This window comes from uncultured Paenibacillus sp. (genome assembly GCF_963515335.1).
Classification (GTDB): Bacteria; Bacillota; Bacilli; order Paenibacillales; family Paenibacillaceae; genus Paenibacillus_I.
The window spans coordinates 76,947-103,261 of sequence record NZ_CAUPYC010000004.1 but is presented as its reverse complement, the minus strand read 5'-3'; the positions used below and the strand labels follow the sequence as shown (position 1 = coordinate 103,261).

Genomic DNA, 26,315 nt, shown 5'->3' with positions numbered 1-26,315 from the left:
GGGAGCAGGGTCTGAGTGATGGGGATAGTGGTTAAAAGGAGCGTGGAGCGGGATCCTGAGCGGACGGGATATTGGCTAAAAGGAGTGTGGGAGCAGAGTTCTGAGCGGACGGGAGAGTGGTTAAAAGGAGCGTGAGAGTAGGGTTCTGAGCGGACGGGATAGTGGTTAAAAGGAGCGTGGAGCGGGGTCCTGAGCGGAGGGGATAGTGGCTAAAAGGAGCGCGGGACGGACGGTTGCGCCGGTATTTTTTTGGCAAGGGACGAAACCGCGCGGATTGTGGTATAATAATAGGACGGAATTTTTTATTTAGGGGTGTTATGTATGATGTTGGACCGTTTGCAAGCGCTGGCGGACCGATACGAAAAGCTGAGCGAACTGCTCTGCGACCCGGACGTCGCCGCCGACCCGAAGAAGCTGCGCGACTACTCCAAGGAACAATCCGATCTTCAGGACGCTTACGCGGCTTACACCGAATATAAAAATACGATCGAACAGCTCAACGACGCCAAGGCGATGCAGGCAGAGAGGCTGGACGATGAAATGCGCGAGATGGTCAAGCTGGAAATCGAGGAGCTGACCGCCCGCCAGACCGAGCTGGAAGAGCGCATTCGCGTGCTCATGCTGCCGAAGGATCCGAACGACGACAAGAACGTGATCGTGGAGGTGCGCGGCGCGGCGGGCGGCGATGAGGCAGCTTTGTTCGCGTCCGACCTGTACCGGATGTATACCCGCTTCGCGGATTCGCAGGGCTGGCGCGTCGAGCTGCTCGATGCGAACGAGAACGATCTGGGCGGCTTCAAGGAGGTTATTTTCATGATCTCCGGCAAAGGCGCTTACAGCAAGCTGAAATACGAGAGCGGCGCCCATCGGGTGCAGCGGATTCCGGTGACTGAGTCCGGCGGACGCATTCATACGTCGACGTCGACCGTCGCGGTGATGCCGGAGGTGGAAGACGTCGAAATCGAAATTCTCGATAAAGACATCCGCGTCGACACGTTCTGCTCCAGCGGCGCCGGCGGGCAGTCCGTCAACACGACGAAGTCGGCGGTGCGGGTGACGCACATCCCGACAGGGATCGTCGCCACTTGCCAGGACGGCAAGTCGCAGAACGATAATAAGCAGAAGGCGCTGCAGGTGCTGAGAGCCCGGATTTTCGATATCAAGCGGCAGGAAGAGGAGGCGAAGTATGCCGGCGAGCGCAAAAGCAAAGTCGGAACCGGCGACCGCAGCGAGCGGATCCGGACGTATAATTTTCCGCAAAGCCGCGTGACCGACCATCGGATCGGCTTGACGCTGCACAAGCTGGACGCCGTGATGAACGGCGACATGCAGGAAATCGTCGATGCGCTGACGCTGGCGGAGCAAACCGAGCTGCTGGAGCGGGAAAACGCGACCGCGGGCGTATAACACCGGCGGGTATAGTAAGGCGAGCGTATCAAGAATGACATCAGCAAAAAAGCAATCGGCCGGCAAGGGGCGCTTTACGGAGCGCCAGTCTTGCCGGCCGTTTCTTGAGGGGAGCGTATCCGCGATGACTGAAGCCGGAGATAGACCGCTGCGGTTCGAACCGGTTCAAGGCCTCACGGTCGGAGAAGCCTGCCTGAAGGCCGCATCCTACTTGTCGGAGCAAGGCGTCGATGAGGGGCGGGCGAATGCGGAGCGGCTGCTGCAGCATTTGCTCGGAATAGAGCCCGCAGGATTGCTGCGCGACTGGCGCGATCCTTTTCCGGCCGAGCGGGGGGTGGAATGGACGGCGCTTGTGTCGCGCAAGGCGGCCGGCGAGCCTGTTCAATATATTGTCGGCGAACAATGGTTTTACGGCCTGCCGTTCACGGTAACGCCGGCGGTGCTCATCCCGCGCCCCGAGACGGAGCTGTTGGTTGAGGCGTTGCTGGCCGCGGCCGACCGGCTGTGGCCGGGCGCGGCCGGGCGTGAGCCCGCGCCCGGATCGCCTGCGCCGACCGTGGTCGACGTCGGCACGGGCAGCGGCGCCATTGCCGTGACGCTCGCCGCGCGGCGCCCGGCTTGGCGTGTGTGCGCGTCCGATCTGTCGAAGGACGCGCTCGCGGTCGCCCGCCTGAACGCAGCCCGTCACGGGGCGATAGCGCGTATGGCTTTCGCGCAGGGCGACCTGCTTAGGCCGTTCACCGCAAAGCCGGCGGGCGCCAAGCAAGAGGCGGCGGAAGATGGAACCGGCACACAGGGAGAGCCGCAGGCTGATGTCTCAGCGAGCCGGCGCGCACATGCCGAGCGCAATGTTCGCCCGCCTGCGCTGGAAACAGCCGGGCTGCGCATCGACGTGCTCGTGTCCAACCCGCCGTACATTCCGGCGGCGGACATCGAGGGGCTGCAGCGCGAGGTGCGCGACCATGAGCCCCGGCTCGCGCTCGACGGCGGCGAGGACGGTCTGGAGCCGTACCGGCGCATGCTTGCCCAACTCCCGGCGCTGGCCGCCATTCCGCGTATCGTCGCTTTTGAGCTCGGTCAAGGCCAAGCCCGGGAGGTGGCGCAGATGCTGCGGGATACAGGTTATGGGGATGAAGTCCGCATTATTGAGGACTACGCGGGTATCGAGCGCCATGTGATCGGTTTTAACCGAAGTTGTTGATAGATTGCGAGGTTTAAAGATTCGGATACCGGACATACTGGAGCTATGAACCGTTCCGGAACGCAAGCTGAGCGCCGACGGGCGCCCGAAAGAGGGGCTTGTGTCATGGTCATCCGCAATCATTTCTTTTATTCGTTTCCTTTTCGCGCGTCGTACGGCTATCTGTTTATCGCACTTATGCTGCTTGTGATGTCTTGGGAAAGCCTGCAGAAGGATGCTTCCTTGACCGGCGGCGTCATTCCCGAGCAGGCGATCCGTTTCCGCATTGTCGCCAATTCGGATTCGCCGGCCGATCAGGCCGTTAAACGACAAATACGCGACGCCGTCATGGCCGATTTGGGACGATTTGCGAACGGAGGTCAGCTGACGATTGAGGATGCGCGCCTGAAGCTCAAGGGCCGGCTGCCCGAAATCGAGCGGCTTGTCCGCAGCGAGCTGGCCGCACGGGGCTTCGATTACAGCGCCGAGGTCGAGCTCGGCGTCGTGCCGTTCCCGACCAAAATATACGGAAGCCGGCTCTATCCGGCCGGCGATTATGAAGCGCTGCGCATTACGCTGGGCGAGGGCGAGGGGCGGAACTGGTGGTGCGTGCTTTTCCCGGCGATGTGCTTCGCGGGTTCGGTGAACGGCGAAGAGACGGACGTGAAGACTGCCGCGGCAACGGTAGACGCTGCCCGGGAGGCGTCGCCGCTGCAGGAGGATCCGCAAGTGAAGTTTTACGTATGGGAGATGCTGAAGTCGATTGCCGAATTTTTCAAAAACCTGTTTCGCTAATCAGACGATCGCATAAACCGAAGCCGGAGAGGGCGCACCGCCGCACCGAGCTTCGGTTTTTTCGCTGCGCGCCTGCTTGTTGGCCGGCGGGATTGTGCTATAATGTGGCGAATGAAAAACGGAGCTGCGGGGTATGAAAGTGGAACGAGAGACGAAGGTTTGGACGATGCGGGAAGGGGACGGGCCTGCGGCCGAAAAAGCGATAGCCGAAGCCGCCGGCCTGCTGCGGCAAGGCGGCACGGTGGCGTTTCCTACGGAGACGGTATACGGGCTGGGCGCGGATGCGGCGAATACGGCGGCGGTTGAACGGGTTTTTGCGGCCAAGGGCCGCCCGTCCGATAACCCGTTGATTGTACATATAGCGGACCGCTCGCAGCTGGAAGGGATCGTGCTTCCCTATGGCGAGATTGCCCGGAAGCTGATGGAACGTTTCTGGCCCGGCCCGCTCACGCTTGTGCTGCCCGCCCGGCCGGGCGCCGTATCGCCGCGCGTCACCGCCGGGTTGGACACGGTCGCGGTGCGGATGCCCGCCCATCCGATCGCGCTGCGGCTGATTGCGGCGGCGGGCTGCCCGGTCGCGGCGCCGAGCGCGAACCGCTCGGGCCGTCCGAGCCCGACGCGCGCCGAGCATGTGCGGGGCGACCTGGCCGGTCGGATCGACGGTCTGGTCGATGGCGGCGCGGCCGACGTGGGACTGGAGTCGACCGTCGTGGAAATCGACGACGGCCGCATCCGCGTTCTGCGGCCCGGCGGGGTGACGCCGGAGGCGCTGCGGCAAGCGGCCGGCTGCGAGGTCGAGCTGGACGAGTCGCTTCGGGCGCCGCTCGACCCGCAGTTTGGCGAAGCGGGAGCGGCGTCGGGTGCGCCTCGCTCGCCCGGCATGAAGTATGCGCATTATGCGCCGCGCGGCGAGATGGTGCTCGTTGCGGGGGAACCGGAAGCGGTCCGCCGTTATATCGAAGCGCAGGAGGCGGCCGCCCGGCTGGCCGGCTGCCGGACCGGCGTGCTGACTTATGACGAGCGGGCGGCGGGCTTCCGGGCAGACGCCGTTCTGACGCTAGGGAGCGAGGCGCGGCTCGAAGCGGCCGCCCATCGGCTCTACGACGCGCTTCGCGAGTTCGACCGGCTCGGGGTGGAGCGCATTTGGGCGGAAGCCTGCGCCCCCTGCGGCATCGGGCTGGCGCTGATGAATCGGCTCGCCAAAGCGGCCGGCAACCGCCTCGTGCGCGTTTAGCCATGCTTCGGCACGCGATGCCGCTAAGCGAGCAACCGGCCGGGTGAACGCGCCGATTCGCCGGCCTTAGCGGCACGCGGTGCCGCTAAGGGTCCCTTTTGCCGTCGCAGCGGCCGATTAGCGGCACGCGGTGCCGCTAAACACCCGCCGGCGGCATTCCTCCTCCGGCATCAAATCCGACTTGTCCGCATAGAGTGGAAGAGAATGTCGCGGACACGGAGGGATTGAGGGATGCAGGTCGCAATAGTCGACGCAATGGTGGGCACGGGCCAACTGCTGACCGTACTGGTCATGGCGGTGGCGCTCGGTATGGACGCCTTTTCGCTCGGGGTCGGGATCGGCCTAAAAGGCATCCGGAAGCTCGACATCCTGAAGCTGAGCTTCATCATCGCGCTTTTTCACATTTTGATGCCGCTGATGGGCATGTACACCGGCCAATATATGAGCACCCTGCTGGGGGACGTGGCCGTGAAAGCGGGCGGCGCTTTGCTTGTGCTGCTCGGCGGGCATATGGTTTACAGCTCGCTTCGCGGCGAAGCCGTTCAGTCGCTGAATCATCGCACCGTCTGGGGAGTTTTGCTCTTTGCGCTGAGCGTGAGCATCGACTCGTTCTCGGTAGGCGTGTCGCTCGGCATGTTCGCCACGGACATTTTGTTCACCGTGCTGATGTTCGGTTTTTTCGGAGGGCTCATGTCCATCCTCGGGCTTCTGCTCGGGCGAAGGGCCGGCCAAAGCCTCGGGGAGTACGGCGAAGCTTGCGGCGGTGTGATTTTATTCGCATTCGGGGTGCTGTTTTTAATATAATAGAGTGTGGTAAGGGACAATAACCGATGGACGGGGCGCCGTCCGGCAACCGGGCTGGCGCCGAGGAAAGGGGAAATGCCGCGTGAAACGCGTCTTATTCGTCTGCACCGGCAACACTTGCCGCAGTCCGATGGCGGAAGCCATGCTTCGCGAGCGGGCCCGTGCCGGAGGAATCGCGCTTGAGGTCCGGTCGGCCGGCATATCGACCATGGACGGACTGCCGGTATCCGAGCATGCGCAGGAAACGCTGCGGGCCATGGACATCCGGCACGGCGGAGCATCCAGCGCCGTTACGGCCCACTTAGTGGAGTGGGCCGATATCATATTGGCGATGACGACCAACCATAAGCGCCATCTCATCGAACGGTTCCCCCAAGCGGTGGACAAAACCCACACGCTGAAGGAATACGTGGAGGATCGGTCCCAGGTGCTGGCCGATATCGAGGAGCTGGAGCAGCTCTACTCGGAGTGGCAGGTTCGCCAGGCGCTCGGCTCGAAGCTGACCGACGGGGAACGCGCCCGGCTGCTTGAGCTGGAGCAGCGCATCCCGAGCTTCGACATCGCCGATCCGTTCGGCGGTTCCTTGCAGCGCTACAAGCAGGTGGCCGATGAAATCGCCGAAGCGGTCGACCGATTGCTCGGGCAGCTCGAGAATCCGCGTCAAACGGGCGCAAAGAACGATTGATTTTCGCCGGGCAATCCGGTATGATGGTAGCAATAAGACGGATCCGATGTGACTGGCGACGGAAGTGGGCAACCACGGTGGAGCATCGGAACATACGGCCGGTCGCCTGGGCAAAGAGCAGCGTGCTATTCAGCGCGTCATGCTCTTTTTTCGTCTTTTGGGCAGGGATTGGGTATAATGGACATGACGAACAACCACGGGAGGTAGATGGTCATGAAAATCGCAATCGGCGCCGATCACGGAGGTTTTCGGTTGAAGGACGACATCGCGGCGCTCCTGAAGGAGCTCGGCCACGAGGTGGAGGATTTCGGCTGCGACTGCGGCCAGTCGGTCGATTATCCGGATTATGCGGTTCCGGTGTGCGATGCGGTGATGGAAGGCAAGGCGGACCGCGGCATTCTCATTTGCGGCACGGGAATCGGCATGTCGATTGCGGCCAACAAAATCCCGGGCATCCGCTGCGCGCTCGTGCACGATATGTTCTCCGCCCAGGCGACGCGCGATCACAACGATTCGAATGTGCTGGCCATGGGAGAGCGGGTTATCGGGCCAGGCCTTGCGCAGGAGATCGTGAAGATTTGGATCGGGACGGAATTTTCGCATGGCGAGCGGCACGTCGGGCGGCTGAACAAGGTGAGGGCGCTGGAAGAAAAATACACTTTGCATCCTTAAGAGGTGCGGCCATGAGCGATAATCGGTTTAGGGCGATTACGGCAGATGTGGAAAAAGTCGTTCGCGAGCTTGCGTCCGCTGCCCGCCTGCAGGCAGGCCGGCTGCTCGTCGTCGGGACGAGCACGAGCGAAGTGATCGGCAAGCGAATCGGCACGTCCGGCACGACCGAGGCGGCCGCCGCGATCTATGCGGGGGTCGAGGCCGCGCGGCGGGACATCGGCTTTCACCCGGTGTATCAATGCTGCGAGCATTTGAACCGCGCGCTTGTCACGACCCGCGAAGCGGCGGAACAGTATGCGCTCGAGGAGGTGTCGGCCGTGCCGATACCGGGCGCCGGCGGCTCCATGGCGGCGTACGCCTTCCGTCAGTTGACGGATGCGGTGCTGGTGGAGAGCGTGCAGGCGCATGCGGGCATCGACATCGGCGAAACGCTGATCGGCATGCATTTGCGCCCGGTAGCGGTGCCGGTCAGGCCGTCGATCCGCACGATCGGCGAAGCGCGCGTCACGATGGCGATAACGAGGCCGAAGCTGATCGGCGGAGCCCGCGCCGTCTACAAGCTGGAGGCCGAAGTGCCTGCCGGCGGGGGCAACGGGACGTGCGATTGAGTCCATAAGCACAAAAACTTGAGGAGGATCATGAATCCATGGAAAATCTGCGCAAGCAAGACCCGGAAATCGTCAAGGCGCTCGGCCTTGAGCTGCAGCGTCAGCGCGACAACATCGAGTTGATCGCATCCGAAAATATCGTCAGCGAAGCGGTGCTGGAAGCGATGGGCACCGTGCTGACGAACAAATACGCGGAAGGTTATCCGGGCAAGCGCTACTACGGCGGATGCGAATACGTCGACATCGCCGAGGATATCGCCCGCAACCGCGCGAAGGAGCTGTTCGGCGCCGATCATGCCAACGTGCAGCCGCATTCCGGCGCCCAGGCGAATATGGCCGTATACCTGGCGGCGCTCAAGCCGGGCGACACCGTGCTCGGCATGAATCTGGCCCACGGCGGCCATCTGACGCACGGCAGCCCGGTTAACGCTTCCGGGCTGCTGTACAACTTCGTCGCTTACGGCGTTGACGAGAACACGTTCACGATCGACTATGAAGAAGTGCGCAAAGCGGCGTTCAAGCACCGCCCCCGCTTGATCGTGGCGGGCGCCAGCGCCTACCCGCGCATCATCGATTTCGAGAAGCTCGGCCGAATCGCGCAGGACACGGGCGCGCTGTTCATGGTCGATATGGCGCATATCGCCGGCCTCGTTGCGGCCGGCCTGCATCCGAACCCGGTGCCGCACGCCCATTTTGTCACGACGACGACGCACAAGACGCTGCGCGGTCCCCGCGGCGGCCTGATCCTGTGCCGCCAGCCATGGGCGGCCGCGATCGACAAAGCCGTGTTCCCGGGCACGCAGGGCGGGCCGCTGATGCACGTTATCGCATCGAAGGCCGTCGCGCTCGGCGAAGCGCTGCAGCCGTCCTTCAAAACCTACGCGCAGAACGTCGTGAACAACGCGCGCGTGCTGGCCGAGTCGCTGCTCGCCGAGGGGCTGAACCTCGTTTCCGGCGGCACGGACAACCACCTTATGCTGATCGACACGCGCAACCTGAACATTACAGGCAAAGAAGCCGAGCATGTGCTCGATTCCGTCGCCATCACGGTCAATAAGAACGCGATTCCGTTCGATCCGACCAGCCCGTTCGTCACGAGCGGCATCCGCGTCGGCACGCCGGCCGTCACGTCCCGCGGCATGGACGAGAACGCGATGAAGACGATCGCGCAAGTCATCGCCATGACGCTCAAGAACCCGAAGGACGAAGGCGTCCTCGATAAAGCGCGCGGCATGGTCCGCAACCTGACGGCACAGTTCCCGCTGTACCCGGAAATGAAATATTAATCGATCATTGCGAAACAACGATCGCATGAAGAAAAAAAGCTGTTCGGCCATGTTGCCGGACAGCTTTTTTGCATGATGAGGCCTGTTATTTGAATATATACCGGGTTTACAAGATCAGATGGACGCCGCTCGTTTGTTGTTCGAGCATTTTGTGGAGCACCGTCCCGATATGGGCCGCGGCTTCCACGGGGGGAGTGCCTCCGCGGTGAATGTTGGAAATGACCATCCGGTCGGACTCTTTGGTTCCCTGCCGCAGCCGGTAACACATATAAGCGCTGAGGGAAGAAGCGCAGACGAGTCCCGGTCGCTCTCCGATCAGAAGAACGAACGCCTCGGGCTTCAGCAGTTCTCCTATGGCATCCATGCAGGCGACCCGTCCGCCTTTGACGAAGAAAGGGGTGCCGGTTTGCAGGCCGCATGCGGAGAGGGAGTCCATCAGCGCCGGGAAGACGTCCGCCAGATTGTCCCGAACGGCATTGGCGCTTAAGCCGCATTATGAGCATTGCTACCGTCCATGAGGTGTTGTCCTACAACGGAATCGAAAGCGTGGGGATGAGCCGGATCATCGGCAAGCTTTCCAAAATGCTGGTCTACGGGATTGCGGACTGCGACGTGAAGCTGGAGCTGGCCGTTGAGGATGTGGAGCTCGAATCCCATCAGGCGGTATCTTTGGCGCTTATCCTGACGGAGTTGATCCAGAACAGCCTCAAGCATGCTTTTATCGGCAGGACGCAAGGAACGATCGGCGTTGTTCTCCGCAGCGACGGCAATCAACTCGTGATGACGGTCGCGGATGACGGCGCCGGAGCGGACCGTATGGCAGGGTCCGATTCGTTGGGGCTCGAAATCGTGAAAAATTTGACTTAGGCGAAAGGCATCCTCATGCAGGTTTACCGATGGAGCGAGGAGGAGGCGACCAGGCGCCTGCAATCCTATTGCATGACTCACCGCATCAAAATGGAGCAGGCCGCCGATCGCATTTTGCTTCACGGGCGTCTGGACGATTAGCGCCTTTGTCGAAATCCTTATTGAAAATGTACGCCGCTCTTCCGGCGGACGCCCAACTGCAGCAAATCCGGTTGTGCAGACTTGTCTTCACAATGGTATAATATACGGGATTATGGGCCTGAACGGAGCGCCGGGCGGTCCCGGTACGCGAAGCCAGGGCAAGGAGGAGCACGCATGGGCAAACTGGTCATTTGCGACCATCCATTAATTCAGCACAAGCTGACGTTCATTCGCGACAGGAACACGATCACCAAAGATTTCCGCGAGCTGGTCGGCGAGGTGGCGACGTTGATGGCATACGAGATTACGCGCGAGGCGCCGCTCAAGCATATCACGATCGAAACGCCGGTTGCGAGGACGGAGAGCGCCGTGCTGTCCGGCCGCATGATCGGATTGGTGCCGATCCTGCGCGCGGGGCTGGGCATGGTCGACGGCATCCTGCAGCTGATCCCGTCCGCCAAGGTCGGCCACATCGGCCTGTACCGCAACGAGGAAACGCTTCAGCCGGTCGAATACTACATAAATCTGCCTACCGACGCGCAGGAGCGGATGCTGATCGTCATCGACCCGATGCTCGCGACCGGCGGCTCGGCGAATGCGGCGCTCACCGCGCTCAAGAACAGGGGCTGCGCGCATTTGAAGCTCATGGTGCTGATCGCAGCGCCGGAGGGCGTCGAAGCGGTGCGAGCCGCGCATCCCGACGTCGATCTGTACGTCGCCGCCTTGGACGAACGGCTGAATGAGCACGGCTATATCGTGCCGGGCCTCGGAGACGCGGGCGACCGGCTGTTCGGCACGAAGTAATCTTTTTCACAACTTGATTTAGGAGTGACTGTCTTGCATAAATTGAAGGTCATGACCGTATTTGGCACCCGTCCGGAAGCGGTGAAGATGGCGCCGCTCGTTCTCGAGCTGCAGAAGTACCCCGATGAGATCGACCCGATCGTTTGCGTAACCGCGCAGCACCGCGACATGCTGGACCAGGTGCTGCAATTTTTCGAAATCCGTCCGGATTACGATTTGAACGTCATGAAGGAGCGGCAGACGCTCACGGGAACGACGATCCGCGTGATTGAAGGCTTGGAGCCTGTGTTGACGGAAGCGAAGCCGGATATCGTGCTGGTGCACGGCGATACGCAAACGACGTTCCTTGCGAGCTACGCCGCGTTCCTGCAGCAGATTCAGGTGGGGCATGTGGAAGCGGGCTTGCGCACCTGGAACAAGCTGTCGCCGTATCCCGAAGAAATGAACCGCCAGCTGGCGGGCGTCCTGTCCGACGTACACTTCGCGCCGACGGACTGGTCCGCGGGCAATCTCCTTAAGGAGAACAAGCCGGAATCCCGCGTTTACGTAACAGGCAATACGGCGGCCGACGTTTTTCAATACACGGTCGACCCCTCTTTCTCCCACCCGGTGCTGGAATGGGCGCAGGGGAAGCGCCTGGTGCTGATGACGGCCCATCGGCGGGAGGCGATCGGCGAGCCTCACCGGAACATTTTCCGCGCGGTGAAAAGATTGGCGGACGAGTTCGAGGATGTCGCGTTCGTCTACGCCGTGCACCCGAACCCCGCCGTGCGCGAGCCGGCGAACGAGATTCTCGGCGGCCATCCGCGCATCCGGCTGATCGAGCCGCTCGACGTGTTCGAGTTCCATAACTTCTACCCGCACGCCTATATGATCATGACGGACTCGGGCGGCTTGCAGGAAGAAGCGCCGTCGTTCGGGGTGCCCACGCTGGTGCTGCGCGACACGACGGAACGGCCGGAGGGCATTGCGGCAGGCACGCTCGAGCTGGTCGGCACGGATGAAAACAACGTCTTCGAGGGCGCGCGCAAGCTGCTCACCGACCGCAACGCCTACGAGCGGATGAGCAAGGCGGCCAACCCTTACGGCGACGGGCGGGCATCGGAGCGGATCGTGCAGGCGATTCTGCATCATTTCGGACGCCGCAGCGAACGGCCGGATACGTTCTCGGTATAAGCGCGCCGGACACACAATGTTCACAGCTGTTCCGATAAAGTGAAAGAATACAGCATACAGTGGCACTGTATGGTTGAGTGTGTGGAAAAATCGAGCAGTATCAAGGGTTTGCGTTTGCCTGTTCACCAAATGTTTGATTTTATATCAATTGACAAAGGTTACGTCGCTTGGATAAAATAAATGAGGATTAACAGGAGTACAAGCCGATGAATAAGAAGCGCAGCGACGATAACCCCTGGCGCGCCGCCGGATTGGCGGGAGTCATGGGGCTGGATTTCGCGATATGCATCTTGTTGGGCTATTTTCTGGGGGATTGGCTTGGCGGAACCCGCGGATGGATCGTCGGCGGGATTCTGTTCGGTCTGGCCGCCGGTATACTTTCGTGCGTCATTTTGCTGAAGCGTGTACTGGGGGATGCCGATGGATGACATGTTGAAGAAGGCCGTACGCGCCGCGCTTTTTTTTATGTCCGCGCTGCTGGCGGCATGGGCGCTGGTGCCCGAAGGCAGGCCGGTTGCGGCCGGACTGATTCTGGGGACGTCGGCCAGTGTCGTGAATGCGTTTTTATTGCGCAGGCGGATCGAGTTCATCGGCAAGACCGCGGCGGAACATGGAGAGAGGAAAATGACGCTCGGCCTCGCCGGGCGGCTGGCGACCGTGCTTCTCGCCGTTATGACCGCTTACCGGTTTCCGGAACTTTTTGCATTGCCCGCTGCGTTGGCAAGTTGTTTTTTTGTTCAGCTCGCGGTTTTTTTTACAGCAATTACAAACAATAAAAATGGATCCGGTGGAAAGGGGTGAAATTACTGCATGCATTTTTTTCCGGTCGTTGAGCTCGGAGGCTTGAATTTCGACCTTTCTTCGATCATCGCGATTCTTGTCTCGTGCATCGTCGTGTTTGCGCTTGCGAGGGCGGCGGTCGGCAATCTGTCGGTCCATAATCCGTCCAAGATTCAGAACTTTATGGAATGGGTCGTCGAATTCGTGCACAACACGATTGCGAGCACCATGCCCTTGAGCAAGGTGAAGACCTATGTGTCGCTGGGCATGACGCTGATTATGTTCATTTTCGTCTCCAACCTGCTCGGGCTTCCGTTCGGTGTCGTGACGGAGCTGGACGATACGTACAAAGGGCCTGTGACCGTGCTCGGTATGGAAATCATGAGCGGGGAAGAAGTGGAGCGTCTGCACGAGGAAGGCAAACATATTTCTTTCGCCTGGTGGAAGTCGCCGACGGCGGACCTGTCCGTAACGGCCGGCCTGGCACTCATCGTGTTCGTGCTCGTGCATTACCTGGGATTGACCCGCAATACGAAGCATTACCTGAAGCACTATTTCGAGCCGTTTCCGATCTTCTTTCCGCTTAACGTGATGAAAGAAGCCGCAAAGCCGCTCACGCTGGCTCTTCGTCTATACGCCAACATTTTCGCCGGCGAGGTGCTCATTGCAACCATTCTGATGATGGGGTGGATCGGCCTGCCGCTTATGGCGGTATGGCAGGGCTTCAGTATTTTTGTAGGCGCCATTCAGGCGTTCCTGTTCACGATTCTGACGATGGTATACATTTCACAGGCTACCGTCCATGAACACGACGACGATCACCACTGATCGCTCCCCGTATTAACTCGGCGGCTCCTTGGGCGAACGGCCGGGATCGAACCATATAACAGACTACTACCCAATTATTGAGGAGGATTTACAAATGGAATTTTTGGCAGCAGCTTTGGCAATCGGTTTGGGCGCGCTCGGCGCAGGTATTGGTAACGGTATGATCGTCAGCAAGACAGTCGAAGGCATTTCCCGTCAGCCGGAACTCCGCGGTACGCTGCAAACGACGATGTTTATCGGCGTCGGTATCGTCGAGGTTGTACCGATCATCGGCGTCGTTATCGGCTTCCTGCTCTACTTCGGTGCGTAACAACTGAATCGGAACGAGCGCGGCGGGGAAGGCGTCAGCCCTCCACGCCTTCGTTTTGAGGGCTCCAAACCCAACTATTCAACAAATCGGGGAAGTCTCCTTCCCTTTCTGCCGCGAGCGCAAATCATTCAGTAAGAAAGGAGTGTCAGCCGTGGAATTTAATTGGGAAACGACAGTCATTACCATGATTGCTTTCTTGGGCTTATATTTGCTGTTGAATAAATATGCATTCGGTCCTTTGTTCGGAATAATGGAGAAGCGCAGAGAGCTTGTGAAAGAAGAGATCTCGGCCGCCGAAACGAGCCGCAAGGATGCGGAAAAGCTGCTGGAAGAGCAGAAGCAGGCGCTCCAGCAAGCGCGCAAGGAAGCGTACGAGATTATCGAGCAAGCCAGGGCGACGAGCTCCAGGCAGGCGGACGACATTCTGGCGGGAGCCAAGGCGGAATCGGTACGCCTGAAGGATGAAGCCGTTAAAGATATCGAGAACGAGAAGAACAAAGCGATCGCGGCTCTTCGCAGCCAGGTGAGCGGCATGTCCGTCCTCATCGCTTCGAAGATCATCGAGAAGCAAATCGACGAGAAGTCCCAGGAGCAGTTGGTCGACCAATACCTGAATGAAGTAGGGAAGTCGTCATGAGCCGGGAGTCCGTCGTAGCGAAACGTTACGCCAAAGCGCTGTTCGAGGTGGCCGGCGAGAGCAACGCGGTTGCCGACGTCGAGCAGGAACTGAAAGCGGTCGCCCTGGCGATCGGATCGGATGCGGAAATCGGAAAGTTTCTCGCTTTCCCGAACATCGAAACCTCCCGCAAGATCGCGATCCTGAAGCAAGCGCTGTCCGGCAAAGTGTCGGATGCGGTCCTGAATACGATCGAGCTGCTTGTGGAGCGCGGCCGTCAGGAAGATCTTGAAGGCGTATATAACGCCTATAAGAAAGTGGCGGGCGAGGCGCTCGGACAAGCGGACGCTATCGTATACACCGCCAAGCCGCTCGACGCTGACGAAATGACGAAAGTAGTCGCGCGTTTCAGTGCGGTCGCCGGCAAGGCGATCCGCGCGGAGCAAGTCGTGGAGCCTTCGCTGCTCGGCGGCATCCAGGTGCGGATCGGCGACCGTCTGTACGACGGCAGCTTGTCCGGCAAGCTGGCGCGGCTCGAACAATCGTTGAAATCTCAAGCACTGTAGATAGGGGTGAGCGAATTGAGTATCAGACCTGATGAGATCAGCACGCTGATCAAGCAGCAGATCGAACAATATAAATCGGAAATTCAAGTCGTCGACGTCGGCACGGTCATCCAAGTCGGTGACGGTATCGCGCGCGTGCACGGCCTGGAGAACGCCATGTCCGGCGAATTGCTCGAATTCGCCAACGGCGTTGTCGGCATGGCCCTCAACCTGGAGGAAAACAACGTCGGTGTCGTTATCCTCGGACCTTACACGGATATCCGCGAAGGCGACCAGGTGAAGCGCACCGGCCGCATTATGGAAGTGCCGGTAGGCGAAGCGCTGCTCGGCCGCGTCGTAAACCCGCTCGGCCAGCCGGTCGACGGCAAAGGCCCTGTGACGACGACGGAATTCCGTCCGGTGGAATCCCCGGCTCCGGGCGTATTCGCACGGAAATCGGTTCATGAGCCGATGCAAACCGGCATCAAAGCGATCGACTCGATGGTTCCGATCGGCCGCGGCCAACGCGAGCTCATCATCGGCGACCGCCAAACCGGTAAAACCGCGATCGCAATCGATACGATCATCAACCAAAAAGGCAACGGCGTGAAATGCATCTACGTCGCCATCGGCCAGAAGCAATCGACGGTGGCCAACGTCGTTGAAACGCTTCGCCGCCACGGCGCGCTCGATTATACGATCGTCGTAACCGCTTCGGCTTCCGAGCCGTCCCCGCTGCTCTTCCTGGCTCCTTACGCAGGCTGCGCAATGGGCGAATACTTCATGTACAAAGGCGAGCACGTGCTCGTTATTTACGACGACCTGTCCAAGCAGGCGGCCGCATACCGCGAGCTCTCCCTGCTGCTCCGCCGTCCGCCGGGCCGTGAAGCTTACCCGGGCGACGTTTTCTACCTGCACTCCCGTCTGCTGGAGCGCGCGGCGAAGCTGAATGACGAGCTCGGCGGCGGTTCCTTGACCGCACTGCCGTTCATCGAGACGCAGGCGTCCGACGTTTCGGCATACATCCCGACGAACGTGATCTCGATCACCGACGGCCAGATCTTCCTCGAGTCCGACCTGTTCTATTCCGGCCAGCGTCCGGCAGTCAACGTCGGCATCTCCGTCTCCCGCGTAGGCGGCGCGGCACAGATCAAAGCGATGAAGAAGGTTGCCGGCACGCTCCGTCTGGACCTGGCGGCATACCGTTCGCTCGCGGCATTCGCGGCGTTCGGCTCCGACCTCGACAAAGCGACGCAGGCACAGCTGACGCGCGGTGCCCGTACGCTTGAAATCCTGAAGCAAGGCGTCAACCAGCCGCTGCCGGTCGAGAAGCAGGTTATCTCCATCTTCGCAGCCGTTAAAGGGCACCTGGACGATCTGCCGGTTGACAAGGTCGGCCGCTTCGAGCAAGAGCTGCATGCTTACCTGGACTCGAACAATCCGGAAATCGCAACCGCGATCCGCGACTCCAAGGATCTGAGCGCCGATACCGAGAAAGCGCTGGCGGACGCCATCACGAAGTTCAAAAGAAGCTTCGCCGTCTGACAGGAAAGTTCTCTCCATACCATGAATACCGTGACCGGAACGTCCAACGGAAGCGGCTTACTGCAATACGAAGGCGGGTGAAACCACAATGGCTAAAGGCATGCGTGAAGTAAAAAGCCGGATCAAGTCGACCCAGAACACGATGCAGATCACCAAAGCGATGGAAATGGTCGCGGCGGCGAAATTGCGCCGTGCGCAAGAGGCGGCGACGGCTGCGCGCCCTTACGCGGATAAGATCAAAGAGGTCGTCGCGAGCATCGCGGCCGGCACGAAGGGCGTCAAGCATCCTTTGCTGCAAGCGCGCGAGATCAAGAAGACCGGTTATCTCATCATTACGTCCGACCGCGGTCTGGCCGGCGGCTACAACGCGAACATTCTGCGTAAAGTGTTCGTCACTATCCGCGAGCGTCACAAGTCGGCCGACGAGTATGAACTGTTCGTCATCGGCCGCAAAGGCCGCGACTACTTCCGCCGCCGCAACATGCCGATCCGGCAGGAAGTGACGGGCCTGTCCGACTCGCCGAGCTTCGCCGACATCAAGTCGATCGCAAACCAGGCGGTCACAGGCTTCGAAGAAGGCGTCTACGACGAGCTGTACTTGTACTACAACGAGTTCGTTAACGCGCTGACCCAGATTCCGACCGAGAAAAAGCTGCTGCCGCTGAGCGATGTCACCGCAGGCGCGGCGGTCGGCGTAACGAGCTACGAATATGAGCCTTCCGCGGAAGACGTGCTGAACGTTCTGCTTCCGAAGTATGCGGAAACGATCATTTACAGCGCGATGCTGGAAGGTAAAGCGAGCGAATTCGGCGCGAAGATGACCGCAATGGGCTCCGCGACGAAGAACGCGCAGAAGATGATCCAGAGTCTGACCCTGTCGTACAACCGGGCGCGCCAAGCGGCCATTACGCAGGAGATTTCCGAGATCGTCGCCGGCGCGAACGCACAAGGCTAAAGCGATTCCGGCGCTGCCGGACCGCTTGGGATATGAACGCAGTGTGAGATGCAGGAAACAGGAGGGAAAACCATGAAAAAGGGACGCGTGATATCCGTCACCGGTCCGGTCGTCGACATCGAGTTCGAACGCGGACAACTGCCGGACATCCTGAACGCGATCAAAATCGAACAAAAAGGCCGGCAAGGCGCGAAGGATCTCAGCCTGACGCTTGAAGTGGCCGTCCATCTCGGAGACAACATGGTTCGCGCAGTCGCCATGAGCTCCACCGACGGTCTGGTGCGCGGCATTGACGCGATCGACCTCGGCGGTCCGATCACGGTACCGGTCGGCACCGCAACGCTCGGCCGCGTATTCAACGTACTCGGCGAGCCGATCGACAACGAGCCGGCCCCGGCAGCCGAAGTCACGCTGCCGATTCACCGTCAGGCGCCGGCGTTCGACGAGCTGTCGACGCAAGCGGAAATCCTGGAAACCGGCATCAAGGTTATCGACCTGCTCGCGCCTTACGCCAAGGGCGGCAAGATCGGCCTTTTCGGCGGCGCAGGCGTAGGCAAAACCGTTACGATCCAAGAGCTTATCAACAACATCGCGCAGGAGCACGGCGGTATCTCCGTATTCGCCGGCGTGGGCGAGCGTACGCGTGAAGGGAACGACTTGTACCACGAGATGAAGGACTCCGGCGTTATCGGCAAAACGGCGATGGTGTTCGGACAAATGAACGAGCCGCCGGGTGCGCGCCTGCGCGTTGCCCTGACGGGTCTGACGATGGCCGAGTACTTCCGCGACGCGGAAGGCCGCGACGTTCTGCTCTTTATCGACAACATTTTCCGCTTCACGCAAGCGGGCTCCGAGGTTTCCGCCCTTCTCGGCCGGATGCCTTCCGCGGTAGGTTACCAGCCGACGCTGGCAACCGAGATGGGTCAGCTGCAGGAGCGTATCACCTCGACGAAAAAAGGCTCCGTTACGTCGATCCAGGCGATCTACGTGCCGGCGGACGATTATACCGACCCGGCTCCTGCCACGACGTTCGCCCATTTGGACGCAACGACGAACCTGGAGCGTAAAATTTCCGAGATGGGCATCTTCCCGGCCGTTGACCCGCTGGCTTCCAGCTCGCGGATTCTGACTCCGGAAGTCGTCGGGCAAGAGCACTATGACGTTGCGCAAGGCGTTAAGCGTATTCTGCAGCGCTACAAAGAGCTGCAGGACATCATCGCGATCCTCGGTATGGACGAATTGTCCGAGGAAGACAAGCTGACCGTTGCCCGCGCTCGTAAAATCCAGAATTTCCTGTCCCAGCCGTTCCACGTTGCGGAACCGTTCACGGGCCAGAAAGGGATCTACGTTCCGGTTAAGGAAACCGTGCGCAGCTTCAAGGAAATTCTTGAAGGCAAGCATGACGAGCTGCCGGAGCCGGCATTCCGTTATGTAGGCACGATCGAAGAGGCTGTGGAGAAAGCCAAAACGCTGTAAGGCGTAGGAGGCGGGAGGTATCCACGTGAGTACTTTTTTGCTGGAAATCGTTACGCCCGAGCGTAAAGTATACGCTGAGGACGTGAATATGGTCGTGGTCAGGGGCGTCGCGGGTGAGCTCGGCATTCTGCCGAACCACATTCCGCTGGTTACGCCGCTCAAGATCTCTTCGGTCAAGATCAAGCAGGGCAACAAGGAGCAGCTCGTTGCCGTCAATGGCGGCTTCGTGGAAGTCCGCAAGGAGAAGGTCGTCATTCTGGCCGAATCCGCCGAGCTTCCGGGCGACATCGACGTCGAACGCGCGCAGGCTGCCAAGCAGCGCGCCGAGCAGCGTCTGTCGGCCGCGAAGAAGGACGAAATCGACTTCCGCCGCGCGGAAATGGCGCTGCAGCGCGCCATGAACCGCCTGGACGTCAGCGACAAGAGGTAATAAGCAAGGTGAAAAAGCTGTCCTGTTGGTCTGCAAAAGACCGGTGGGACAGCTTTTTTTTCGATTAAGGGACAACGGTGCGATCGGGAACGAGAATTCTAGGTTGAGGATGGGTGGTGTCTAAACAGGCTGTTTGACGGGAAGTCCGGGGAAGTAATTCCCCGTCTTCCCTACGGTTTTCAGCGGCTTGCCGAATTCGGTTGACGCTTCCGACAATTCGTTGGATTTTATACAACGCAATATCAGCTGAAGCCTTATTCTCTCTGCTATATTGGATTCCCTCCAGCCAAATGAAGCAAGCTTATCGGTGCAGACGAGAAAGCAGCCGATTTCGTTGGACGCTTTCCAATATAATCCGGCTATTCAACGAAAAAAGGCCGATTGGTTGGAAAATATCCAACCAAGGGACACATGGCTACCGACGGTTCAGGCTCCATGTGTTGTGGTCCGGTACCGCGATCAGCGATGCCAAACCGGATTCATAACCGATGCACATGATCTAAAGACTGTGAGGGGTTCGACCGCGGTCGGCCCTTTTTCGTAATACAAGGGTCTGACCTTCCCAATAATGCAGGTGAAGCCGGGGTTTTTAGTTTCCGTTTACCGTACTCTTCCCTATGTTGATAACCGTCATTATCCTCTACTCCATTCATCTTCATGTTGAAAAACCTGACATCCATATTTAAAATCACACATTTTTCTTTGAAATCCGACCTTGTTCGCGTTACAATAACTACCACATACATAGATAGATATCAAGTTGGACGGGAGTGGTCGGAATGTTTGGATGGCTGGGTTGGCGGGAAGGGTACAAGCTGTGGTGGTCTTACCGGTTGAACCGGGAGATGAAGGAGGATGTCGAGGATATTTTTGAAGGCATCGCGGATACCCGCAAGCAGCTGCTGACATCGTGGACGTCGGAGTATTGGGGGCATCTGGAACGGCTCGCCGCCCAGCTTCATTCGCAAGCGGTGGATATTCGATTCGGCATCGAGGAATCGAGAGAGCTTCTGGACCATCTGTTCACATCCGCTTATACGCGGGGGGCCGATTTCACGGAGCTGTTCGTGCTGTCGGCGGACGGCAAGGTGGCGTATTCGACATGGAGGGCGCACGAAGGGCGGACATACGGCAGCGCCTCGCACATCTCGAATGGCCTTAACTACGCCAAGGACGCCGGTGGGCGCAAATGCCTGTTCGGCCCGTTCGCCGATGACCTTACGGTGACGATCGGACCGCGTTCCTCATCCTTTCACGACGAAATGACGCTGCTGTTCATTCAGCCGATCCTCGCGGGCGGCGAATGGGCGGGCGCGGTCTGCGGACGAGTGCCGAACGACGTGCTGGGCGATCTTATCCAGCGGGAGTCCGGTCACGTGTATCCCGATTCGGGCGATAATTATATTTTCATGGCGCAGCCGGGACTGAACAAGCACATTGAGCTCGGCACCGCGCTGTCCCGCAGCCGGTTCGAGGACCGCACGTTCACGCACGGCGACAATCTGAAGGACGGCGTCCGCACCGACTGGGGCATCGTATCGGTGAAGGAGCATACGGAGCTTGAGCTGACGTTCACCGACCCGGCGACGGGCGAGCTCCATCCGGGCGTTGCGAACACGATCCGGAACGGGAGCAATCTTTTCGTCGAATTCCCCGGCTACTCCGATTACCGCCATATTCCCGTCATCGGCAAGGGCGTTACGTTTCAATTGCCGCATTGTCCGGATGTATGGGGGATGATGTGCGAAGGCGATTTGGAGGAAGTGTACCGTATTCGCAGCGTCGCTTGGGCGGAGTGGCGCATGCAGATGCTGGCATTTGCCGGACTCGGCCTGCTGACGGGCATCCTCGTTTATCTGGTTGCTTCGCAAGCTTCGGCGCTTGCCACGGCCGTAGCGGCGATCGTTTTCAACCTGGCGTTCGGCTGGATCATGTCGGGCGTCGTGCAGCGGCGGACCGGGCGGCGGACCGTAGAGCAATTGCGCAAAATCAGCCGCTTCATCCGCGTGAACGCGGAGGGCAAGGGCGATCTGACGATGCGGCTGTCGCAGGACGATTTCCGGAACGACGAGACGCGCGACCTGGCCAAATGGATCAACAATATGATCGACTCGCTCGAAGGCATTATGCTGCAGGTGAAAATGGCGTCCGCCGACGTGCTCGACAGCCAGAAGCTGCTGAATCAATCGGCCGATTCGACGGCGGAGGCGACCGAGCGGATGGGTGCGCAGGTACACGATATGATCCGCAGCATCCGCAAGCAGCTGAAGGATATCGACATCGCCAAGGACGTGGCGGGCGAAATGCGGCTTACGCTCAATCAGCTGGAACGTCAGGCTTCCGAGCAGATCGCCGTGGCGGAGGGCGAGGTCGGGCGGATCGGGGACAAAATGAGCCAGATCACAGACAAGGTGGCCGAAACGAACGGCACGATCCGGGAGTTCATGCATACCGCCGAGGAAATCCGCAACGTACTGCAGGTCATAGAGGAAATATCGGCGCAGACGCAACTGCTTGCGCTCAATGCGTCGATCGAGGCGGCGCGGGTCGGCGAGCATGGGCGGGGGTTTGCGGTTGTGGCGGCGGAAATCCGCAAGCTGGCCGATTTGACCCGCCAGTCGACGGACGAGGTGCATGAAATCGTGCGTCACATCCGGCAGAACGCGCAGGCGGCCTATGCGTCGATGGAAGCGGGCACCCAGGTCGTCCGGGAGGGAGCGGAGCTTGTCGTGGCGGCGTCCGGGATACTGAGATCGGCCAAGGCGGAGGACACGCTGAAGACGCAGGTGGTCGAAGAGGTCGTGCGCTTGATGGAAAATGTGGCCGCCGTCAGCATCGAGAACCGCCAGGTTTCGGCCGAGGTTGAGGGACGGGTAAAAGAACTCGTTGACGGCATCCGGCATGTCCGCCATACGTCGCATTACGTCGAGGCGATTACCGCGTTTCTGCAGCAACTGGTCGGCCAATTCCATCTCACCGAAGCCCGCAGAAGGTAGCCCTTCGGGCGCCCGGCGGCTTGTTTGGCCTCCGGGGGGCACGGGTAATATCCGTCCAGCGGGACGGACAGTCCCGGTCCGACGGAAAGGAGCCGATTGGAATGGTGACAAAGAAAGAGTCTACAGCGACGAGGCCGGATATCAAAAAAGGGCTGAGCAAACTGGTGGCGGGCGGCAACGTGCTGTACGTCAAGCTGCACAATTTTCACTGGAACGTAAAGGGCCCGAACTTCTTCACGCTCCATGTGAAATTCCAGGAGTTCTATGAGGAAGTGACGCTGATGCTGGACGAGATTGCGGAGCGCATGCTCGCGATCGGCCAGCAGCCTCCGGCTACGATGAAGGAGTATCTGGAGCTGTCCTCGATCAAGGAAGCGAAGGGCGGAGAGGATCCGTCCATGATGATCGAAGCGCTCGCGGACGATTTTCAGTCCTGTGTGGACGAGATGAAGGAGATGGCGGAAGCGGCCGAGGAGGAAGGCGATCTGTCGACGCACGACCTGCTCGTCGGCTGGACGGAAAAGCTGCAGAAGCATATCTGGATGCTGGAGGCTTACCTCGGCAAGTAAGCCGTGCGCTTCACCTGTGGCCGCCGGCCGCGTCGATCGACGCGGCCGGCGGTTTTTTCTTCAAACGGCGATTTCTATAATAATTGCGTTGTGATCGAATCTAAGTGATATAGTGTTTTAGCCTAAACGAAGTATGAAATAGTATCGGTTGATTTTTTTTGGAGAAATTTGCAACCAAGCATTATGAAGCGGTGTTGTTATATATGTAAGGCACTCCACAAGAAAGGAGCTTACTTGTTAAGGACAAGTCATTTTCTTTTTTGTTTTATCATCAACACAAATACTTTAGATGGAGGTTGAGGTTTTCTATGAAAAATTTTAGGCTTACTCTACTTTCCCTAGTACTGGCATTAACGCTCCTACCATCAATGGCTTCCGCTGAAACAAACGCAGAACCAAGTTCACCAAAGCAGACTATTACGTCCTATCTCAAGGCAATTCAAGAAAATAATGTCGAAGAGATTATGAGCCTGGTCGTTGATCAGCGATATTCTTCACAAGAAGAGATGCAACATAGCTACGAGAATATGTTGCGGTATAAACGGAACCAGATTACCAAAACCAAAATCGAACAGGAGCTTTCAGCTTCTAATGGTGACGTAACGTACGTTGTCGAAATGACTGCGAACGATGGCAGTGTCCAAAGCTCCCCGTTCACTGTAAAGAACGTTGATGGGCAATGGAGGATTGTGGTCGAAGCCGGTAAAGATATGGAGAAGGACCCATTGTACGTCTTAAAGAAAAAGGCTACTGAAAAAGAGGACGTAAAGGCGGATGTGCAACTCACACCAGCGCCTTCAAACCCTAATGAAGTCTCTATTCAAGCACAGTTGATGAGCTATAATTTCTCGCAGCGCTTGGAAGGCACCAAATTCTACTCCATCCAGACCTTTGATTTTTCGCAAAATCAACTGATGCTTAACTATCGTCAATGGTGTGATTCAAATCTCGGTCGCCAAATTACAACAAATATCACCTATGCCGTTGTAATTGAAAAGTGGGGAGGGGACACATTCTGGGGCCAAGTTCAAGTGGTAGAAAATAATCAGAGTACCGCGAACCAAGTTTATATTTCCGGCAGCAACAATGGATTAAGTGGGGCAAAGCTTCGTTTCATTATTCCAAATTATTCCGGTCCGGATGAGGGCAAGGTATCGTTCTCCGGTTTCGGAGAACTATATACTTAACGTAATAGCAGAAGGGTCGTCTTAATTCGTTAAGACGACTCTTTCTATCAGAATTGAAGCAGTAGTTGGAAATATTCCTGATCATCTTATATAATGTGGTAGTGTGTAGGGTGGGGACTCGTATAGTTAATTGACCTGGAAGGAGAGATTATACTGGACAGGTTTGTCATCTACTGGAGAATGTTTAGCAAGTATCTTCCCTTTTTTATTTTCGGTTTGTTTACGATTATTCTCGTGTTTGCTTCTATCTATTTTTCGAGAATTAAGCGAGGACAACCAGAAAAAGCAACATTAAGAAAAACCTTTCAAGAATTTATGATCGCCTGTGTGGTTTTGGTAATGCTATTTGTCACGATAAGTCCATCCAATATGTATGCTACCTATCAATACAGCATTAAACTAAGATTAAGCCCTTTATTTCAAGGTGATGTTGAATATATGATCAATGTGCTAATGTACGTGGTGTTAGCGTTTTTTCTAACATTTCGTTTGAACGGACACATAAAAACCGTTCTCTTGTGCATGGGCTTTTCTTTGATTATTGAAGTGATGCAATATTTTTTACCTATTGGCAGAATGTTGAGTATCACTGATTTTGTACTCAACACATTTGGAACGCTCATAGGCTTCTTGTTGATTACTTCGTTACTTAGATATCGCAACAAGAAGCAAGGTGACAATTTGCAATTGAAAGGTACATAAGTCCATCAGCGTTTACATTGATGATACCGGGTCGACCTCAACTCTTCACTGGATCCAAGCTTACCTCTGGTTCCTCTAGCAAAAACCAGAGTCTTTACCCGATGCTCGTCCTGAAAAGGGCGAACATTTTCATATATGCGTCTATCGCGGGACCATGCCTTGACAGATACCGCAAATCTCTTTATTATGGGGGGAATTTCTTGCTCATCAACCTCTGGAAAATCATGTGCAGAAGCTTTCCTTCCGTTATTTCGACAATACGAAAACCGGCCATCTTCTATCCCGAATTACGAACGACTTGTTCGACATCGGCGAAATGGCCCATCACGGGCCCGAGGATTTGTTTATCGCGCTGATGACGTTCGCAGGCGCTTTCGGCATCGTGTGGACGGTGAACTGTGAGCTGTCGCTCATTATGTTCGCGGTCGTGCCGGTGCTGGTGTGGATGATCGCGTATTTCAACATGAAACTGAACCGTGCGGCAACGCAGATGTTCGCGAGCATCGCCAAGGTGAACGCGCGCGTCGAGGACAGCGTCTCCGGCATCCGCGTGGTGAATTCGTTCGGGAACGAAGCGCTCGAGATCGAACGGTTCGGCGCCGACAACGCCCGCTTCCGGCGGGCGAAGCTGCGCTCGTATCTCGCGTTCAGCGCGTCCGGCATATACATGCTGACGCGGCTGATCACGATCATCGTGTTGGTCTGCTGCGCGTGGTATGCTTTTCAAGGGTGCATCACGTACGGCGAGCTGGTCGGCTTCCTGCTGTATGTGAATATTTTTTCTGAAGCCAATCGACAAGATCAACGCCCCGAAGGAGATGTATCCGAAGGGCATGGCGGGTTTCCATCGATATTGCGAATTGATCGATACGGAGCCGGACGTTAAGGACGAGCCGGGGGCTGTGGAGGTCGGCGGACTGCGCGGCGATATCGAGTTCCGCAACGTCTCCTTCGGCTATGACCTGCACAACCGCGTACTGGATCGCGTAAACCTTTCCATTAGGGCGGGCGAAACGGTTGCGCTCGTCGGTCCTTCCGGGGCGGGCAAATCGACGGTATGCAGCCTGATCCCGCGGTTCTATGAGGCGGATGAGGGCGAAATTACGATCGACGGCATCGATATCCGGCGGATGACGCAGCGGTCGCTGCGGGCGCAGATCGGGATCGTGCAGCAGGATGTGTTTCTGTTCAACGGCACCATTCGCGAAAATATCGCGTACGGACGGCTGGGCGCCTCCGAAGCGGACATCCTGGATGCGGCGCGCCGGGCGCATCTGGAGGGGATGCTCGCCGGCCTGCCGGACGGTCTCGACACCGTGATCGGCGAGCGGGGGCTGAAGCTGTCCGGCGGACAGCGCCAGCGGCTGGCCATCGCGCGGATGTTCCTTAAAAATCCGCCGATCCTGATTCTGGACGAGGCGACGTCTGCGCTCGACATCGAGACGGAGAAGGTGATTCAGCAGGCGCTGGAGGAGCTGGCGGTGAACCGGACGACGCTGGTCATCGCCCATCGGCTGGCAACGATTCAGGGCGCCGATCGGATCGTCGTCGTGACCGAGGACGGCATCGCCGAGCAGGGCAATCATCATGAGCTGATCGCCCGGGACGGGGTATATGCGCGGCTGCATCGCGCCCAATTCGGGGCCGCCGTGCCTGTGTGACGTCCGTCACAATGTCGGGTCGACACTCGATTGTACACACAAGACGAACGCTTCCC

At 58.4% G+C, this 26,315-nt stretch carries 27 protein-coding genes, 2 pseudogenes and 1 riboswitch; of the genes and pseudogenes, 28 read left to right on the top strand and 1 reads right to left on the bottom strand.

Features of this window, described 5'->3' with window-relative positions; genetic code table 11:
* Nucleotides 1–324 precede the first annotated feature (324 nt).
* From prfA to glyA, 9 genes are all read left to right on the top strand, one after another.
* Nucleotides 325–1,407, top strand: coding sequence for a peptide chain release factor 1 (prfA, locus tag RWM61_RS02605; RefSeq protein WP_313997137.1), 1,083 nt, complete (start codon nt 325–327; stop codon nt 1,405–1,407).
* 34 nt (nt 1,408–1,441) lie between these two features.
* On the top strand, nt 1,442–2,608 hold the full coding sequence (locus RWM61_RS02600) for a HemK/PrmC family methyltransferase (RefSeq protein ID WP_313997067.1): 1,167 nt from the start codon (nt 1,442–1,444) through the stop codon (nt 2,606–2,608).
* 105 nt (nt 2,609–2,713) lie between these two features.
* Nucleotides 2,714–3,382 (top strand): stage II sporulation protein R, encoded by a 669-nt coding sequence (spoIIR, locus tag RWM61_RS02595; RefSeq protein ID WP_313997065.1) that lies wholly within the window; start codon nt 2,714–2,716, stop codon nt 3,380–3,382.
* A gap of 133 nt (nt 3,383–3,515) precedes the next feature.
* Entirely contained in the window at nt 3,516–4,616 is a 1,101-nt protein-coding gene (locus RWM61_RS02590) for an L-threonylcarbamoyladenylate synthase (protein WP_313997063.1), read from the top strand.
* 231 nt (nt 4,617–4,847) lie between these two features.
* A complete protein-coding gene (locus tag RWM61_RS02585) occupies nt 4,848–5,420 on the top strand; it encodes a manganese efflux pump (protein WP_313997061.1) in 573 nt (190 codons plus the stop codon).
* A gap of 82 nt (nt 5,421–5,502) precedes the next feature.
* Nucleotides 5,503–6,105, top strand: coding sequence for a low molecular weight protein arginine phosphatase (locus RWM61_RS02580; RefSeq protein WP_313997059.1), 603 nt, complete (start codon nt 5,503–5,505; stop codon nt 6,103–6,105).
* A gap of 38 nt (nt 6,106–6,143) precedes the next feature.
* Nucleotides 6,144–6,224: riboswitch (ZMP/ZTP riboswitch) on the top strand.
* A gap of 94 nt (nt 6,225–6,318) precedes the next feature.
* Nucleotides 6,319–6,777: a ribose 5-phosphate isomerase B gene (gene rpiB / locus RWM61_RS02575; protein ID WP_313997057.1), complete on the top strand. Its 459-nt coding sequence runs from the start codon at nt 6,319–6,321 to the stop codon at nt 6,775–6,777.
* An 11-nt stretch (nt 6,778–6,788) separates the two neighbouring features.
* On the top strand, nt 6,789–7,385 hold the full coding sequence (locus tag RWM61_RS02570) for a TIGR01440 family protein (protein WP_313997055.1): 597 nt from the start codon (nt 6,789–6,791) through the stop codon (nt 7,383–7,385).
* A 38-nt stretch (nt 7,386–7,423) separates the two neighbouring features.
* On the top strand, nt 7,424–8,671 hold the full coding sequence (gene glyA / locus RWM61_RS02565) for a serine hydroxymethyltransferase (RefSeq protein ID WP_313997053.1): 1,248 nt from the start codon (nt 7,424–7,426) through the stop codon (nt 8,669–8,671).
* A gap of 106 nt (nt 8,672–8,777) precedes the next feature.
* Here the strand turns inward: glyA and RWM61_RS02560 are convergent.
* Nucleotides 8,778–9,161: pseudogene (locus tag RWM61_RS02560) on the bottom strand (ethanolamine ammonia-lyase light chain EutC); the annotation flags it as partial.
* A 5-nt stretch (nt 9,162–9,166) separates the two neighbouring features.
* Between RWM61_RS02560 and RWM61_RS02555 the strand changes: the two are divergent.
* The 19 genes and pseudogenes from RWM61_RS02555 to RWM61_RS02470 all read left to right on the top strand — a co-directional run.
* Nucleotides 9,167–9,538, top strand: coding sequence for a sensor histidine kinase (locus RWM61_RS02555; RefSeq protein WP_313997051.1), 372 nt, complete (start codon nt 9,167–9,169; stop codon nt 9,536–9,538).
* Nucleotides 9,539–9,547: 9 nt separating this feature from the next.
* Nucleotides 9,548–9,679, top strand: coding sequence for an ANTAR domain-containing protein (locus RWM61_RS02550; protein ID WP_313997135.1), 132 nt, complete (start codon nt 9,548–9,550; stop codon nt 9,677–9,679).
* 174 nt (nt 9,680–9,853) lie between these two features.
* Nucleotides 9,854–10,483, top strand: a complete 630-nt coding sequence (gene upp, locus RWM61_RS02545) for a uracil phosphoribosyltransferase (protein ID WP_313997049.1) — start codon at nt 9,854–9,856, stop codon at nt 10,481–10,483.
* Nucleotides 10,484–10,516: 33 nt separating this feature from the next.
* Entirely contained in the window at nt 10,517–11,659 is a 1,143-nt protein-coding gene (wecB, locus tag RWM61_RS02540) for a non-hydrolyzing UDP-N-acetylglucosamine 2-epimerase (protein ID WP_313997047.1), read from the top strand.
* Nucleotides 11,660–11,865: 206 nt separating this feature from the next.
* A complete protein-coding gene (locus RWM61_RS02535) occupies nt 11,866–12,087 on the top strand; it encodes an AtpZ/AtpI family protein (RefSeq protein WP_313997045.1) in 222 nt (73 codons plus the stop codon).
* Nucleotides 12,080–12,460 (top strand): ATP synthase subunit I, encoded by a 381-nt coding sequence (locus tag RWM61_RS02530; protein ID WP_313997043.1) that lies wholly within the window; start codon nt 12,080–12,082, stop codon nt 12,458–12,460. Before RWM61_RS02535 ends, RWM61_RS02530 begins: the two co-directional genes overlap by 8 nt.
* 9 nt (nt 12,461–12,469) lie before the next feature.
* Nucleotides 12,470–13,267 (top strand): F0F1 ATP synthase subunit A, encoded by a 798-nt coding sequence (gene atpB / locus RWM61_RS02525; protein WP_313997041.1) that lies wholly within the window; start codon nt 12,470–12,472, stop codon nt 13,265–13,267.
* A 94-nt stretch (nt 13,268–13,361) separates the two neighbouring features.
* Nucleotides 13,362–13,577, top strand: a complete 216-nt coding sequence (atpE, locus tag RWM61_RS02520) for a F0F1 ATP synthase subunit C (protein WP_036583039.1) — start codon at nt 13,362–13,364, stop codon at nt 13,575–13,577.
* Nucleotides 13,578–13,728: 151 nt separating this feature from the next.
* On the top strand, nt 13,729–14,214 hold the full coding sequence (gene atpF, locus RWM61_RS02515) for a F0F1 ATP synthase subunit B (protein ID WP_313997038.1): 486 nt from the start codon (nt 13,729–13,731) through the stop codon (nt 14,212–14,214).
* Nucleotides 14,211–14,759 carry a F0F1 ATP synthase subunit delta gene (locus tag RWM61_RS02510; protein WP_313997036.1) on the top strand — a complete coding sequence of 183 codons (549 nt, stop codon included), beginning with the start codon at nt 14,211–14,213 and terminating at the stop codon, nt 14,757–14,759. The genes atpF and RWM61_RS02510 overlap by 4 nt, the downstream gene beginning before the upstream one ends.
* 15 nt (nt 14,760–14,774) lie before the next feature.
* Entirely contained in the window at nt 14,775–16,283 is a 1,509-nt protein-coding gene (gene atpA / locus RWM61_RS02505) for a F0F1 ATP synthase subunit alpha (protein ID WP_313997034.1), read from the top strand.
* Between the two features lie 88 nt (nt 16,284–16,371).
* Entirely contained in the window at nt 16,372–17,238 is an 867-nt protein-coding gene (atpG, locus tag RWM61_RS02500; protein WP_313997032.1) for an ATP synthase F1 subunit gamma, read from the top strand.
* A 72-nt stretch (nt 17,239–17,310) separates the two neighbouring features.
* On the top strand, nt 17,311–18,714 hold the full coding sequence (atpD, locus tag RWM61_RS02495) for a F0F1 ATP synthase subunit beta (protein WP_313997030.1): 1,404 nt from the start codon (nt 17,311–17,313) through the stop codon (nt 18,712–18,714).
* 25 nt (nt 18,715–18,739) lie between these two features.
* Nucleotides 18,740–19,144: a F0F1 ATP synthase subunit epsilon gene (locus tag RWM61_RS02490; protein WP_313997028.1), complete on the top strand. Its 405-nt coding sequence runs from the start codon at nt 18,740–18,742 to the stop codon at nt 19,142–19,144.
* A gap of 779 nt (nt 19,145–19,923) precedes the next feature.
* On the top strand, nt 19,924–22,140 hold the full coding sequence (locus tag RWM61_RS02485; RefSeq protein ID WP_313997026.1) for a methyl-accepting chemotaxis protein: 2,217 nt from the start codon (nt 19,924–19,926) through the stop codon (nt 22,138–22,140).
* A gap of 101 nt (nt 22,141–22,241) precedes the next feature.
* Entirely contained in the window at nt 22,242–22,709 is a 468-nt protein-coding gene (locus RWM61_RS02480; RefSeq protein ID WP_313997024.1) for a DNA starvation/stationary phase protection protein, read from the top strand.
* Nucleotides 22,710–23,017: 308 nt separating this feature from the next.
* A complete protein-coding gene (locus tag RWM61_RS02475; RefSeq protein WP_313997023.1) occupies nt 23,018–23,896 on the top strand; it encodes a DUF4878 domain-containing protein in 879 nt (292 codons plus the stop codon).
* A gap of 180 nt (nt 23,897–24,076) precedes the next feature.
* Nucleotides 24,077–24,598 (top strand): VanZ family protein, encoded by a 522-nt coding sequence (locus RWM61_RS20190; protein WP_399537722.1) that lies wholly within the window; start codon nt 24,077–24,079, stop codon nt 24,596–24,598.
* 187 nt (nt 24,599–24,785) lie between these two features.
* Nucleotides 24,786–26,259, top strand: a pseudogene (locus RWM61_RS02470) (ABC transporter ATP-binding protein); the annotation flags it as partial.
* Nucleotides 26,260–26,315: the final 56 nt, after the last annotated feature.

Bases quoted from the DNA above. Each gene is read 5' to 3' on its own strand.
- atpD (WP_313997030.1), top strand. From the start codon at position 17,311: ATGAAAAAGGGACGCGTGATATCCGTCACCGGTCCGGTCGTCGACATC.
- RWM61_RS02485 (WP_313997026.1), top strand. From the start codon at position 19,924: ATGTTTGGATGGCTGGGTTGGCGGGAAGGGTACAAGCTGTGGTGGTCT.
- prfA (WP_313997137.1), top strand. From the start codon at position 325: ATGTTGGACCGTTTGCAAGCGCTGGCGGACCGATACGAAAAGCTGAGC.
- RWM61_RS02510 (WP_313997036.1), top strand. From the start codon at position 14,211: ATGAGCCGGGAGTCCGTCGTAGCGAAACGTTACGCCAAAGCGCTGTTC.
- upp (WP_313997049.1), top strand. From the start codon at position 9,854: ATGGGCAAACTGGTCATTTGCGACCATCCATTAATTCAGCACAAGCTG.
- RWM61_RS02535 (WP_313997045.1), top strand. From the start codon at position 11,866: ATGAATAAGAAGCGCAGCGACGATAACCCCTGGCGCGCCGCCGGATTG.
- atpB (WP_313997041.1), top strand. From the start codon at position 12,470: ATGCATTTTTTTCCGGTCGTTGAGCTCGGAGGCTTGAATTTCGACCTT.
- RWM61_RS02600 (WP_313997067.1), top strand. From the start codon at position 1,442: ATGACATCAGCAAAAAAGCAATCGGCCGGCAAGGGGCGCTTTACGGAG.
- RWM61_RS02530 (WP_313997043.1), top strand. From the start codon at position 12,080: ATGGATGACATGTTGAAGAAGGCCGTACGCGCCGCGCTTTTTTTTATG.
- RWM61_RS02570 (WP_313997055.1), top strand. From the start codon at position 6,789: ATGAGCGATAATCGGTTTAGGGCGATTACGGCAGATGTGGAAAAAGTC.
- spoIIR (WP_313997065.1), top strand. From the start codon at position 2,714: ATGGTCATCCGCAATCATTTCTTTTATTCGTTTCCTTTTCGCGCGTCG.
- RWM61_RS02555 (WP_313997051.1), top strand. From the start codon at position 9,167: ATGAGCATTGCTACCGTCCATGAGGTGTTGTCCTACAACGGAATCGAA.
- rpiB (WP_313997057.1), top strand. From the start codon at position 6,319: ATGAAAATCGCAATCGGCGCCGATCACGGAGGTTTTCGGTTGAAGGAC.
- RWM61_RS02480 (WP_313997024.1), top strand. From the start codon at position 22,242: ATGGTGACAAAGAAAGAGTCTACAGCGACGAGGCCGGATATCAAAAAA.
- RWM61_RS02590 (WP_313997063.1), top strand. From the start codon at position 3,516: ATGAAAGTGGAACGAGAGACGAAGGTTTGGACGATGCGGGAAGGGGAC.
- RWM61_RS02475 (WP_313997023.1), top strand. From the start codon at position 23,018: ATGAAAAATTTTAGGCTTACTCTACTTTCCCTAGTACTGGCATTAACG.
- atpE (WP_036583039.1), top strand. From the start codon at position 13,362: ATGGAATTTTTGGCAGCAGCTTTGGCAATCGGTTTGGGCGCGCTCGGC.
- atpG (WP_313997032.1), top strand. From the start codon at position 16,372: ATGGCTAAAGGCATGCGTGAAGTAAAAAGCCGGATCAAGTCGACCCAG.
- RWM61_RS20190 (WP_399537722.1), top strand. From the start codon at position 24,077: ATGTTTAGCAAGTATCTTCCCTTTTTTATTTTCGGTTTGTTTACGATT.
- RWM61_RS02585 (WP_313997061.1), top strand. From the start codon at position 4,848: ATGCAGGTCGCAATAGTCGACGCAATGGTGGGCACGGGCCAACTGCTG.
- glyA (WP_313997053.1), top strand. From the start codon at position 7,424: ATGGAAAATCTGCGCAAGCAAGACCCGGAAATCGTCAAGGCGCTCGGC.